This window comes from Azospirillum agricola, assembly GCF_017876095.1.
Taxonomy (GTDB): Bacteria; Pseudomonadota; Alphaproteobacteria; order Azospirillales; family Azospirillaceae; genus Azospirillum; species Azospirillum agricola.
This window is the reverse complement of sequence record NZ_JAGINM010000015.1, coordinates 71,415-84,370: the sequence shown is the minus strand read 5'-3', so window position 1 is coordinate 84,370 and position 12,956 is coordinate 71,415. Positions and strand designations below refer to the sequence as shown.

At 69.5% G+C, this 12,956-nt stretch carries 10 protein-coding genes; 4 read left to right on the top strand and 6 right to left on the bottom strand.

Annotation, left to right across the window (positions count from 1 at the left end; all coding sequences use genetic code 11):
* Nucleotides 1-19: 19 nt before the first annotated feature.
* From J2847_RS21570 to J2847_RS21555, 4 genes are all read right to left on the bottom strand, one after another.
* Nucleotides 20-427 carry a response regulator gene (locus J2847_RS21570; protein ID WP_209780897.1) on the bottom strand — a complete coding sequence of 136 codons (408 nt, stop codon included), beginning with the start codon at nucleotides 425-427 and terminating at the stop codon, nucleotides 20-22.
* Nucleotides 424-2,313, bottom strand: coding sequence for a sensor histidine kinase (locus J2847_RS21565; protein ID WP_209780896.1), 1,890 nt, complete (start codon nucleotides 2,311-2,313; stop codon nucleotides 424-426). Before J2847_RS21565 ends, J2847_RS21570 begins: the two co-directional genes overlap by 4 nt.
* A complete protein-coding gene (locus tag J2847_RS21560; RefSeq protein ID WP_209780895.1) occupies nucleotides 2,294-2,959 on the bottom strand; it encodes a chemotaxis protein CheX in 666 nt (221 codons plus the stop codon). The genes J2847_RS21565 and J2847_RS21560 overlap by 20 nt, the downstream gene beginning before the upstream one ends.
* Nucleotides 2,960-3,144: 185 nt before the next feature.
* The gene (locus J2847_RS21555) at nucleotides 3,145-3,483 is read right to left on the bottom strand and encodes a hypothetical protein (RefSeq protein WP_233474686.1); all 339 of its coding nucleotides are present in this window, start codon (nucleotides 3,481-3,483) and stop codon (nucleotides 3,145-3,147) included.
* A gap of 297 nt (nucleotides 3,484-3,780) precedes the next feature.
* Here J2847_RS21555 and J2847_RS21550 point away from each other — a divergent pair, with 297 nt between their 5' ends.
* Nucleotides 3,781-4,557 (top strand): DUF2076 domain-containing protein, encoded by a 777-nt coding sequence (locus tag J2847_RS21550; protein WP_209780894.1) that lies wholly within the window; start codon nucleotides 3,781-3,783, stop codon nucleotides 4,555-4,557.
* A 67-nt stretch (nucleotides 4,558-4,624) separates the two neighbouring features.
* On the opposite strand, the gene J2847_RS21545 is transcribed toward J2847_RS21550, so the two are convergent.
* Together J2847_RS21545 and J2847_RS21540 are read right to left on the bottom strand one after the other, a co-directional pair.
* On the bottom strand, nucleotides 4,625-6,448 hold the full coding sequence (locus J2847_RS21545; protein WP_209780893.1) for an ABC transporter ATP-binding protein/permease: 1,824 nt from the start codon (nucleotides 6,446-6,448) through the stop codon (nucleotides 4,625-4,627).
* A 96-nt stretch (nucleotides 6,449-6,544) separates the two neighbouring features.
* Complete coding sequence (locus J2847_RS21540) at nucleotides 6,545-7,870, bottom strand: GH1 family beta-glucosidase (protein WP_209780892.1); 1,326 nt, start codon at nucleotides 7,868-7,870, stop codon at nucleotides 6,545-6,547.
* A 178-nt stretch (nucleotides 7,871-8,048) separates the two neighbouring features.
* Between J2847_RS21540 and J2847_RS21535 the strand changes: the two genes are divergently transcribed.
* The 3 genes from J2847_RS21535 (at nucleotide 8,049) to J2847_RS21525 (ending at nucleotide 12,945) form a co-directional block, all read left to right on the top strand.
* A complete protein-coding gene (locus J2847_RS21535) occupies nucleotides 8,049-9,332 on the top strand; it encodes a family 4 glycosyl hydrolase (RefSeq protein WP_209780891.1) in 1,284 nt (427 codons plus the stop codon).
* Nucleotides 9,333-9,448: 116 nt separating this feature from the next.
* Entirely contained in the window at nucleotides 9,449-11,746 is a 2,298-nt protein-coding gene (gene glgX / locus J2847_RS21530) for a glycogen debranching protein GlgX (RefSeq protein ID WP_209780890.1), read from the top strand.
* Nucleotides 11,747-11,874: 128 nt separating this feature from the next.
* Nucleotides 11,875-12,945 (top strand): zinc-binding metallopeptidase family protein, encoded by a 1,071-nt coding sequence (locus tag J2847_RS21525; RefSeq protein ID WP_209780889.1) that lies wholly within the window; start codon nucleotides 11,875-11,877, stop codon nucleotides 12,943-12,945.
* The last annotated feature ends 11 nt before the right edge of the window (nucleotides 12,946-12,956 follow it).

Below are 12,956 nucleotides of genomic sequence, written 5' to 3'. Positions count from 1 at the left end.
GCGGTTCCCGGCGGGACGGTCAATTGTCGAACAGCTCCATCGTCTTCGGCACGTCGCGCGGCGTCCCGCCGGTCAGGATCGTGCGGGCGACCTCGACGGCGCCGAGCAGGGAATGCTCGGAGAAGGGCTTCGGCAGGCAGCCGATGCCGGGAATCGGGATGCCGGCCTGCCGCATCTCGTCGCGGAAGGAGGTGATGAACAGGCACGGCACGCCCTGCCGGGTCAGCACCTGCGCGGCGTCGATGCCGCTGGAGTTGCGGGCGAGATGGACGTCGACCAGCGCCAGGTCGGGCGGATCCTCCGCCGCCATCGCCACCGCCTCGGCGGCGGTCACCGCCGGGCCGAGAACCTCGTGCCCGGCCGCTTCCAGGTAGAGGCGCTGTTCCATCGCGATCAGGACCTCGTCCTCGACCAGAAGGATTCTCATTTCCCGCCCTCCCCGGCGGCGATGGTCTCCAGGGTCGGGTCCGGCTCCGGCATCGGCAGTTCGATGCGGAAGGCCGCGCCGCGTTCCGACGGGACGATGGCGACGTGGGCGCGGATCTGGCCGCTCAGGCTGGCGATCAGCCGCATGCCCAGGCTGCGGCCCCTGCGCATGTCGAAGTTCGGCGGCAGGCCGGGACCCTGGTCAGAGACGGTCAGCACCAGCCCGCCGGCATCGCGGCGGAACGCGACGTCGACACGGGCCGGTCCGCTGCCGCGGTGCTTGATGGCGTTGGTGATCAGCTCGTTGGCGATCAGGCCGAGCGGGGCCGCCTGATCGATCGGCAGATCGACGATGTCCGAGCGGACCGTCACGTCGCACAGCTCGCCACCGCCCGACGCGCGGGCCAGATCCTCGCACAGCTCCCGCAGATAGGTCCCGAATTCGATGGTCTGGAACTGGTCGGCCTGGTAGAGCCGGTTGTGGACGCGGGCGATGGCCTCGATCCGGCTGCGGGCATCCTGGAAATGGGCGCGCGCCGCCTCGTCCGGCAGGCTCAGCGTTTGCAGGGTCAGCAGGCTGGACACCAGTTGCAGGCTGTTCTTGACCCGGTGGTTGACCTCGCGCAGCAGAGTCGATTTCTGGCCGACCAGCTTGCGCAGCGCCGCCTCCATCGACTTGATCTCGGTGACGTCGATGTGCATCAGCACGGTGCCGCCGAAAGGGCCGGCGGTCATCGGCGCGGCCAGACAGCGGAACCAGTGGTGGCCGGCTCCGCCGCGCCCGGCATACTCCGCCGACAGGGGGAGCCCGCCGTCGGCCAGCAGGGTGCGCAGCCCTTCCAGCACCGCCTCGCCCTGCGGATCCTCCCCATGCGGGAGAGCCTCCGCGCCGTCGTGCACGCACATCTCCAGATAATTGTCGCCGACGATGCAGCCCTGGCCGAGGAACTCGGTTTCCGGCCCGGCTTCCGCCCAGGCGCGGTTGACCGAGACGATGCGCCCGGCCGGGTCGAGCACGGCGATGAAGGCCGGCAGCGCGTCCAGCGTCGCCTTGGTCTGCTCGGCGAGCTGGCGCATGGCCAGGGCGTTGGCGCGCAGCTCCTCCCGCGTGCGCTGGCGCTCGGTGATGTCGCGCAGGATGCCGGTGATGAAGCTGCGGCCCTCCGACATCCAGCGCGCCATCGACAGCTCGAGGTCGATCCGGCTGCCGTCGCGCCGCCGTCCGACCAGCTCGACCGTCTCGCCGGAACGGTCGGGGCCTTGGCCGTCGAGACCGTGTTCGGACAGCTCCACCCAGTCGGGGGCGTCCTTGTCCAGCAGGGTGTGGATGCTGCGGCCGATCAGCTCGTCGGGGCGGTAGTCGAACTGTTGCGCGGCGGCGCCGTTCATCCACTGCACCGTGCCCCGGGTGTCGGTGGTGATGATGGCGTCGGGGGCGGTGTCGACGATGGCGCGGTAGCGCGCGTCGCGCTGTTCGCGCAGCACCCGCTCGCGGTTGACCGAGGCGGTGACGTCGGTCACCTGGATCAGGCAGCGCGCCTCGCTGTCGGGCGGCAGCGGTCGGATCAGCACGTTGTGGACCATCCTGCGCCCGTCGGGCAGGCGCAGGGGGAACAGCATCGGGTTCAGCGTGTTCGACAGCACGCCGGGCGCCCCGGTCGCCAGCACGTCGCGCACGGCGGTGTGCAGCCGCGACTCGCGCAGGTGCGGCAGGGCGTCGAACAGGTCGTGGCCGAGGATGTCGCGGGCCGGCACGTCCGACGCGCGCTCCATCCAGTTGTTCCAGTAGCGGACATGGCCATGCCGGTCGAGCAGGAGAATTCCGGCGTCCAGCGCGTTCAGTACATCCTCGGCCCAGGCCGGATGGTCAGAGGGGATCGGGGCCATGCTGGTTCCTGGAGGCCTCGACGGACGGCGCCGGCGTGGCGATTCCGTCAATGAACCCGTGGATGAGAAGCTTCAGCGATTCCAGCGATGAGACTCCCATCAGCAGGGCGATGTAGCCGCGGATGCTGCGGCTGCGTATCGAGAAATCGATGTAGAGGAAGAGCACCAGTTCGTCGGACGTTCCATTCCTGTCCTGCAAGATGTTGCCGCCGCTGCCGCGCAGCACGGCGGGCAGCGAGATCGACAGCCGGTCCTTCAGCGTGTTGGCGATGACGACGAGGCAGCCGTTCAGGATGATGTTGCCGATCTCGGCCAGCGCGTCCTGCTCCAGGTCGACGATTTCGGCCAGGGTCAGCTCGCTGCCCAGCACGGCGCGCGCCAGCTCCAGGCTGTTGGCCTCGGGAAAGATCAGCAGCGCCCGTCCGGCGAAGGAGCCCTGGAACTGCTGTTCCACCGCGACGAGGCCGGAGCGCTCGCGGGTGGTCAGGAACTCCGTCGCGGCGTCGCGGCTGACGATGTCAACCGAGGGCACGGACAAAAGGACCTGGTCGGAAACCATGCGGCTGAGATGGGTCGCGGCCCGGCCGACGCCCATGTTCACCAACTCGGTCAGCGCGTCGCGCTCCAGGTCGGTCAACTCCACCATGCTCGGCGCCTTGCCCCCTTGTCGTCAGGATCGTCAGCGCCGCCCGGTGGGCGCGTCGCGGATTTTGCGACAGATGGGCGGGAAAATGCACCCGCGTCAACGTCCTATAACAAATACGGCGGAGCCATAGGCGGTTCCGCCGCATTGCACGGATAATATGGATAGGGGGCGGCGGCGGGCGGTCGTCAGCCCCCGCCGCCGAAGGGAAACGGGTGTTTTTCGCGCGTCGGCGAGACGCGGCGGTCGTGCGGGCAGGCGTAGCGCCGGCAGGTTCGGCGGTACAGGTCGGTCAGGCGGGCGGTTTCGGCCGCGTCGGCGCGGCGTTTCGCCTCACACAGACAGTCCCACACCATCTGGCGCATGGCGGCGTGCCCCCAGGGCTCGCGCAGCATCTCCGCGCCGCGCACGGCGGCCTCGGCGGGGGTCAGATGCTCGTGCCGGGCGATCACGGCGATCTCATCGGGCGCCAGCTGGCTCGTCTCGGGCGCGCGGTACAGATCCGGAGTCGTCTCCAGGACCGACATGGGCGTTCTCCCTTGATTTGAATTTGGCGGTTTGGATTTCCGCATTCGGCGTCCTGCGCGACGCACGAGCCGTCTTCGCGGCTCTTTCCCGCGCTTGCGGGGCATACGGCCGAGTCTAGCCGCTCTTTCGGGGCGGCGGCAACACACGGAAGGTCGCAGGACCAAAGCATCAACCACCGCCCGTCGCGCATAGGCGTGTCCGGATAGGCGGCGGATCTTGTTTCCGGGGAGCGGGCGGAACACATAGGCTGCATGGCCGCCGACTCGCGGCGATGACGACGTGTTCAGGAGACCGCCATGACCCCCGAGGAACGCACGCTTCTTTCCGACCTGTTCCGCCATTTGCGCGAGGTGGAAGGTCAGCCGCGCGACGCGGAGGCCGAATCCTTCATCCGCCAGTCGGTGCAGAGCCAGCCGCTGTCCGCCTATTACATGGCGCAGACCGTTCTGGTCCAGCAGCAGGCCCTGACCGCCGCCCAGAGCCGAATCGAGGAGCTGGAGCGTCAACTCAGGGAGGCGCAGAGCCGCGCCGCCCAGCCGGCCGCCCCGACCCCGTCCGGCGGCAGCTTCCTGTCGAACGCGCTGGGAATTGGCCGCAGCCCCTGGGGCGGGCGTTCCGAGGAGCCGCGCCCGGCGCCGCAGCCGCAAGTCCAGCCCCAACCCTCCCGCAGCCCGTGGGGCGGGGCGCCGCAACCCGGCTACGCGCCGCCGATGGGGGCCTATGGCGGCGGCCAGCCGGGCTATCCGCAGCAGCCGGGATTCGCCCCGCAGCGCGCCGGCGGCGGATTCCTGGCCAACGCCGCGACGACGGCGGCGGGCGTCGCCGGCGGCATGCTGGCGGCGAGCGCCATCTCCTCGATGCTGAGCCACTCGCCCGGCCCCTTCGGCGACGCCGCCGCGTCGGCCGCCTCGCATGTGCCGGGCGGGGAGACCGTCATCAACAACTTCTACGGCGACAGCGCCGCGCCCGAGGCGCGCAACGTGGATTACCAGCAGGACGCCGACTATCAGACCGACGATGCGTCCTTCGATGACGGCGGCGACAACGGCGGCGGCGACGATTCCTGGGTCTGAGGGACCGCCGGCCTGAAACACGGGGAACGAGAGGCGGCGCGGTCCTCCGGGGCCGCGCCGTTCCGCGTCACACGGCGCTGGCGGCGGTGGGCTGGTTCTGCGGATCCTCGCGCAGGGTCACGGCGCCGTTGGTGCGCTCCAGCACCAGCCGGCGCTGGTGCAGGGGCGCCAGCCCGGCGTGGTTGCCGATGGTCAGCACCGTGGCGGCGGGCAGCGTCCGCTCGATCAGCGCCATCAGGTCCGCCTCGCCCTGGGCGTCCAGGGAATCGGTGGCGTCCTCCAGGAAGATCCAGTCGGGGCGGCGGATCAGCAGGCGGGCGAAGCTCAGCCGCTGGCATTCCGGCACCGACAGCACCTCGTCCCAGCGGTCGACCGTGTCGAGATGGCCGGACAGGTGCGCCAGCCCGACCGCATCCAGGGCCTCCACCCCCTTGCCGTCGTCCACCGAGGACGGCGCGCCGGGGTAGGCCAGCACGGCGCGCAGGCTGTCGCGCGGCAGATAGGGATGCTCCGGCATGAAGAAGACGTGGGTGTCGGCCGGCAGGGCGATGTGGCCGCGTCCCCAGGGCCAGACCCCGGCCACCGCGCGGAACAGCCGCACCGCCGCCGCCGGGTCGCCAACGATCAGCACGCGGTCGCCGCGCCGGACCTCCAGGTCGAAGCCGTGGACGACCGGCTTGCCGTCCGGGTCGTCGATCGACACCCCGCGGAAGCTCAGGCCGCTGTGCCCCTTCGACCGTTCCACCACGATGTGGTCGGCGCCGTCCCCGCAGACCTCGCGGTCGAGCTGTTGCAGCGCTTCGTGCAGGCGCAGCATCCGTTCGACCGAGGCGCGCCACTCGGCGGCGCGGGCGAGGTTGTCGATCGGCCAGGACAGCGCGCCGACCGTCTGCTGGAACGCCTGCGCCGTCTGCATCAGCACGCCCAGCGAGATGGTGCCGGCGATGTAGCGCGGCGCCGCGACCAGGATCGGGAAGGCGGCCGACAGCACCGAATAGGTGGCGCTGAACAGCATCATGTGGCTGAGCGCGCGGGTCTGGCCGTGCCAGCCCAGCGTCACCCCCTCGAACAGGCTGGAGAGCCGGCCGCGCTCCGCGGTCTCGCCGTGCAGCAGGGCGATGCCCTGGCCGTTCTCGCGCACCTGCGCCAAGCCGAAACGGAAATCCGCCTCGTAACTCTGGCGCCGGTTGACGGCGTTGACCAGCGGCGTGCCGATCAGCAGGGCGATGGTGGTGCCCATGGCGGCGTAGAGCAGGGCGATGAACAGCAGATGGCCGGGCACCGACCATTCCGTGCCGAACAGATCGACCGAGATGCGTCCCGACAGCATCCACAGGATGTTGGTGAAGCTGATCAGCAGCATGGCGCAGTAGGTCAGCGAATGGCCGAGGTCGATCGCCATCTCGGCGGTGATGCGGATGTCCTCGGCGATGCGGCCGTCCGGGTTGTCGTGGTCGCCCGGCAGATAGGCGATCTGGTGGTGCCGGCCGCGCCGCAGCCAGTCCTCCATCAGCTTGGCGGTCAGCCAGCGCCGCCAGCCGAGCTGGAGGCGCCGCTTGACCAGCAGGTGCAGCACGGCGTTGACGATGTTGAAGGCGATGATCAGGCCGACCGCCCCGACCATCGTGACGAAACGGTCCATCGAGCGCTGTTCCAGCGCGTCGAACAGCCGCTCGCTCCAGATGTTGATCAGCACCGGGACGACGACCTGCCCGACGGTCAGAACGACCAGCGCCGTGGTGAGCAGCCACACCGCCACCCGGTTCTCCCCGGTCCAGTAGCCGCCGGCGAAACGCAGGAAGCGCCGGGTGAAGCTGGGCGGGGGGTGGTGGGCCAGCGGGGTTTGGGATGGGGCGGAGCCGGAGGGCTCGCGGCCCGCGCCGTCGGTCATGCTGTCCATCGCGGGGCTTTCGGCTTGCGGATCCTCCGTATCACCAACGAATGGGGTGGCGTCGATCGCGCGAACAGGGGGGTAGCACGCAAAACGTCACCGCTTCCCGCTCTTCGCGACGCTGCTCAGGAAGCGGTAGCTATCCTTGGGCGTCCGCGCCAGGGTGTCGTAATCGACGCGGACGATGCCGAACCGCTTCGACAGGCCGAAGCCCCACTCGAAATTGTCCAGCAGGCTCCAGCACAGATAGCCCTTCACGTCGCAGCCTTCCCGCGCCGCCCGCGCCACCGCCTCCAGATGCTCGCGGAAGAACAGCACGCGCTGGTCGTCGTGGATCTCCCCATCCTCCGACACCACGTCGTCGTAGGCGCAGCCGTTCTCGGCGATGAAGACGGCGGGGTTGCCGTACTCCGTGCGCAGCTCGCTCAGCAGCTCGTGCAGGCCCTCGGGCTGCACCGGCCAGGCCATGCCGGTCCAGCGCTCGCAACGCGCCTCGCCCCACCAGACGTCGAACAGCCGGCCCGCCTCGTGCTTCATCGTCATGCGGGAGTAGTAGTTGATGCCGAGCAGGTCGATCGGGTAGCGGATCGCCTCCTCGTCGCCGGGCAGGACGAAGCCGGCCATCCGCTCCGCCAGCAGCGCCGGGATCTCCCCGCGCATCAGCCCGTCGAGCGGCACCCGGTTCCACACCGCGTCCCAGCGGGCCGCCGCCGCGACGTCCTCCGGCCGGTCGCTGTCGGGAACCGCCGGCTGCAAATTCAGCACGGTGCCCAGCGTCAGGCCGGAATGCTCCGCCGCGATGGCGCGCAGCGCCGCGCCCTGGGCGAGATTCTGGTGGTGCAGGGCGCGCAGCACGCCCTCCTCGCCGAACTGGTGGCCGGGGGCGTGCTCGCCCGTGCCGTAGCCGTGGATGGCGACGACGTTGGGCTCGTTGAGCATCATCCATTCCTTCACCCGGTCGGCCAGCCGGGCGGTGACGATTCGGGCGTAGTCGGCGAAGGGACCGATGACGCCGCGCCCCTGCCAGCCCCCGGCATCCTCCAGCGGCTGCGGCAGGTCCCAGTGGTAGAGGCAGGCCATCGGGGTGATGCCGGCCTCCAGCAGCGCATCGACCAGCCGGTCGTAGAAATCCAGGCCGCGCGTCTCGACGGCGCCGCTGCCGGCCGGCAGGATTCGCGGCCAGGCGATGGAGAAGCGGTAGCTGTCGAAGCCCGCCGCCTTCATCAGCGCGATGTCCTCGGGAAAGCGGTGGTAGTGGTCGCAGGCGGTGGCGGCGTTGCTGCCGTCCTGGATGCGGCCGGCGGCGGTGTAGACGTCCCACACGCAAGCGCCGCGCCCGTCGGCGTCGAGCGCGCCTTCGATCTGGTAGGAGGAGGTGGAGGCGCCCCAGCGGAAGCCGGGCGGGAAAGTCAGCGACGTCATGCGGTTGTCCTCCCGGACGGGTCTTCGTTTTTTGTTAGCATGCCTCAAATCGGAGGGGTCCGCCATGGCGCGGATGCTTCCGCGACGTGGTGGCGCAGGGGATGACGCCGGGGCTGGGCGGCGACGGGGCGCGGGCGTAGAATCCTGGAAAACCGGCTTCTGCTCGGGAGGAAGCGCCATGGCGAACGTCACCAAGATCGTCTTCATCGGGGCGGGCAGCGCCGCCTTCGGCCTCAGCCTGTTCCAGGACCTGTTCTCCTCCAGCGAGCTGGCCGGCAGCACCCTGACCCTGGTGGACACCAACCCCGACGCGCTCGTCCGCATGGCGGCGCTGGCGGACGTGCTGAACCGGCGCGGCAACGCCGGGCTGGTCATCGAGACGGCGACCGACCGCAAGGCGGCGCTGGAGGGGGCGGGATTCGTGCTGTGCGCCGTCGCGGTGGACCGCAACCGCCTGTGGAGGCTGGATTTCGAGGTGCCGAGGAAGCACGGCGTCCGCCACACGCTGGGCGAGAACGGCGGCCCCGGCGGGCTGTTCTTCACGCTGCGTACCCTGCCGCTGATCGTCGACATCGCCCGCGACGTCGAGGCGATCTGCCCGGACGCGCTGTTCATCAACCTGTCCAATCCCGAAAGCCGCATCGTGCTGGGGCTGTCGCGCTGCACCGGCGTGCGGGCGCTGGGGTTGTGCCACGGCATCTTCCTGGCCCGCTGGTTCGTCTGCCAGATCCTCGGCATGCCGGAGAAGGAGGTCGATGTCTGGGGCGCCGGTCTGAACCATTTCCAATGGCTGACCGCGATCCGCGAGCGCGCCACCGGCCGCGATCTCTACCCGCTGCTGCGCGAGCGCGAGGCGCTGCACGACCCCGCCTTCACGCCGCTGACCCGCCGGCTGTTCCGCGCCTTCGGCCTGTGGGTGACGTGCAGCGACGACCATGTCGGCGAGTATCTTCCCTACGGCTGGGAGGGCGGGGAGCACGGCTTCGACTTCGAGAACGACGAGCGCGGCCGGGTCATCCTGAAGGATCTGATGGACGGGGTGATCGACGGCAGCAAGCCGATCCCCGACGACTGGACCGGACCCTCCTGGGGCGAGCGCGCCGTCGCGGTGATCGAGGGCATGCTGCACAACCGCAAGCGCTTCATCGAATCCGGCATCGTCGTCAACCGGGGCGTCGTGCCCGGCCTGCCCGACGAGCTGGCGGTCGAGGTGCCGCTGGTCGCCGACGCGGCCGGCGTGCATCCGGTGGCGCTGGGCCGCCTGCCGGACGGCGTGCTCAGGCTGCTGTCGGTCCAGGCCGGGGTGCAGCAGATGGCGGTCGAGGCCGCCCTGCGCGGTTCCAGGGAACTGGCCCTCCAGGCGCTGCTGATCGATCCGGTCATCACCTCGACCGACGCCGCCGTCGCCATCCTGGACGAGCTGTGGGAGGTCAACCGGCCCTACATCCGCCCCTGCCTTTAGAAGCGGCCGCTTTCAGAAGGCTCCACACCGAACGGAGAGGCCAAAGGAGCCGAGGAACAAGCGCAGGCCCCGCGGGTTTGAAGCCATACCCTCGGGTCACGGCGAAAAGGCGGATCATGGCGAACATACTGAAACAGGCGACACGGCTCGGTGAAGGGCGGCCCTTTCCCCTGGGCGCCACATGGGATGGCATCGGCGTGAACTTCGCCCTGTTTTCGGCAAACGCCACCAAGGTGGAGCTGTGCCTGTTCGACGAGAGCGGCGAGGAGGAGCTGGAGCGCATCGAGCTTCCCGAATTCACCAACGAGATCTGGCACGGCTATCTGCCGGACGCCCGGCCCGGCCTGCTCTACGGCTACCGCGTCCACGGCCCCTACGAGCCGGAGAACGGACACCGCTTCAACCCGAACAAGCTGCTGCTCGACCCCTACGCCAAGGAACTGGCCGGCGAGATCCGCTGGAACCCGGCGCATTTCGGCTATGTGATGGAATCGGGCGACGACACCACCTTCGACGAGCGCGACAGCGCGCCCTTCATGCCGAAATGCCGGGTGATCGACCCGGCCTTCACCTGGGGCCGCGGCGAGGCGTCGCCGGCCGTGCCGTGGGAGCGGACGATCTTCTACGAGGCCCACGTCAAGGGCTTCACCAAGCTGCACCCGGCGGTGCCCGACGCCCTGCGCGGCACCTACGGCGGCATGGCGATCAAGGAGGTCATCGACTACATCAAGAGCCTCGGCGTGACCTCGGTGGAGCTGCTGCCGGTCCACGCCTTCGTCCAGGACCAGCATCTGGTCGACAAGGGGCTGTCGAACTACTGGGGCTACAACTCCATCGGCTTCTTCGCGCCGGAGCCGCGCTATTCCGCCAGCGGCAACAGCATCAAGGAGTTCAAGGAGATGGTCGCCCATCTCCACGATTCCGGGCTGGAGGTGATCCTCGACGTCGTCTACAACCACACCGCCGAGGGCAACGAGCGCGGGCCGACCCTGTCCTTCAAGGGCATCGACAACGCCTCCTACTACCGGCTGATGCCGGACGAGAAGCGCTACTACATCAACGAGACCGGCACCGGCAACACGGTCAACCTCAGCCACCCGCGCGTGCTCCAGATGGTGACGGACAGCCTGCGCTACTGGGCGACCGAGATGCACGTCGACGGCTTCCGCTTCGATCTGGCGACGATCCTCGGGCGCGAGCCCTACGGCTTCGACGAGGGCGGCGGCTTCCTCGACAGCTGCCTCCAGGATCCCATCCTCTCCAGCGTCAAGCTGATCGCCGAGCCGTGGGACTGCGGCCCCGGCGGCTATCAGGTCGGCAACTTCCCGCCGGGCTGGGCCGAGTGGAACGACAAGTTCCGCGACACCGTCCGCGCCTACTGGAAGGGCGACGAGGGCAAGCTGCCGGAGCTGGCGCCGCGCCTGTGCGGATCGGGGGACGTCTTCGACAAGCGCGGGCGCAAGCCGTGGTCGAGCGTGAACTTCATCACCGCGCACGACGGCTACACGCTGAACGACCTCGTGTCCTACAACGACAAGCACAACGAGGCGAACGGCGAGGGCAACAACGACGGCCACTCCCACAACATCTCGTGGAACCACGGCGCCGAGGGGCCGACCGACGACCCCGAGATCAAGGAGCTGCGCGAGCGCCAGAAGCGCAACCTGCTGGCGACGCTGCTGCTGTCGCAGGGCACGCCGATGCTGCTGGCCGGCGACGAGTTCGGCAACAGCCAGTCCGGCAACAACAACGCCTATTGCCAGGACAACGAGACGGCGTGGCTGAACTGGGACGGCATCGACGAGGACGGCCAGTCGCTCGTCGAGTTCGTCCGCCGGGTGATCGCGGTGCGCCAGTCCTTCCCGATGCTGCGGCGCGGGCGCTTCCTCTCGGGCAACTACAACGCCGAGTTCGACGTCAAGGACGTGACGTGGCTGACCCCGGCCGGCGACGAGATGGCCGAGGGGCACTGGCACGACGGCAACGCCAGGTGCCTGGGCATGCTGCTGGACGGCCGGGCGCAGGCGACCGGCATCAAGCGGCCGGCGATGGACGCCACGCTGCTGCTGGTGGTGAACTCGCATCACGACGTGGTGAGCTTCACCCTGCCGGAGGTCAACGGCGGCAGCGTGTGGCGCTGTCTGGTCGACACCAACATCACCGATCCCGACGAGGTGCCGCGCGTCAACACCGGCGACGCCTACATGGTGACCGGCCGCTCGCTGCTGCTGCTGGCGCTTGAACCGGAAGGCAAGTCGTCCTTCGCCCTGCGCCGCGCCGCCCGCGCCCTCCGGTCGGTAGCGGAGAGCCCGGCCCCGGTGCCGGTCGCCGAGGAAGCGGCGGTGGCGGCCGAGCCCGAGGTGGGGAGCGTGGAGGATGCCGAGGTGAGGCCGGTCGAGAAACCGGCCGTCTGAGCGGCGGCGCACGGGCCCCCACCCAACCCTTTCCCGTCCCTGCGGGGGAGGTTCGGGGTCGGGGCCCGTGCCCGGTCCGGCGCGCTCTCCCGCCCCCACCCCCTCTTCTCACCGAAAAGCGCTCCGCCATGAAACTGTTCGAATGCCAGCACTGCCACCAGCCGCTCTATTTCGAGAACACGCTGTGCGAGCGCTGCGGCCACCGGCTTGGCTACATGCCCGATCCGGGCACGATGACGGCGCTGGAGCCGACGGAGACGGAGGGCGTGTGGACCGCGCTCGCCTTTCCGGGCAAGCGCTTCAAGTTCTGCCGGAACGCCGGGCTCGATGCCTGCAACTGGCTGCTGGAGGAGGGGGCGGAGGAATCCCACTGCGACGCCTGCCGCCACAACCGCACCATCCCCAACCTGTCCGACGCCGAGAACCTGACGCGCTGGCGCAAGCTGGAACTCGCCAAGCATCATCTGTTCTATACCCTGACCAACCTGAAGCTGCCGCTGCGCACCCGCGCCGAAGACCCGGAGAAGGGGCTGGCCTTCGACTTCCTGTCCGACACGGTGAACCCCGACGGCAGCGTCACCACGGTGCTGACCGGCCACGCCGACGGGCTGATCACCATCAACGTCGCCGAGGCCGACGACGCCGAGCGCGAGCGGCGGCGCACCGAGATGGGCGAGCCCTACCGCACGCTGCTCGGCCATTTCCGCCACGAGATCGGCCATTACGTGTGGGACCGGCTGGTGTCCGAGGATCCGGCGACGCTGGAGCGCTTCCGCGCGCTGTTCGGCGACGAGCGCGACGATTACGGCGAGGCGCTGAAGCGCCACTACGCCGCCGGCCCGCCCGCCGACTGGCAGTTCAACTATGTCAGCGGCTACGCCGCCGCCCACCCGTGGGAGGATTTCGCCGAGACCTGGGCGCATTACCTGCACATCGTCGACACGCTGGAAACCGCCCGCGCCTTCGGCCTGCGCATCCGCCCGCGCGTCAGCGAGGGCGCCGAGCTGGAGGCCGAGGTCGATTTCAACCCGCACAAGGCCCGGCGGATCGAGGATCTGATCGAGCCCTGGCTGCCGCTGACCTACGCGGTGAACAGCCTGAACCGCAGCATGGGCCAGCCCGACCTCTACCCCTTCATCCTGTCGCCGGCGGTGATCGAAAAGCTGGGCTTCATGAACGGGCTGGTCCGCGCCCTCTGAGCGGCGGAGGC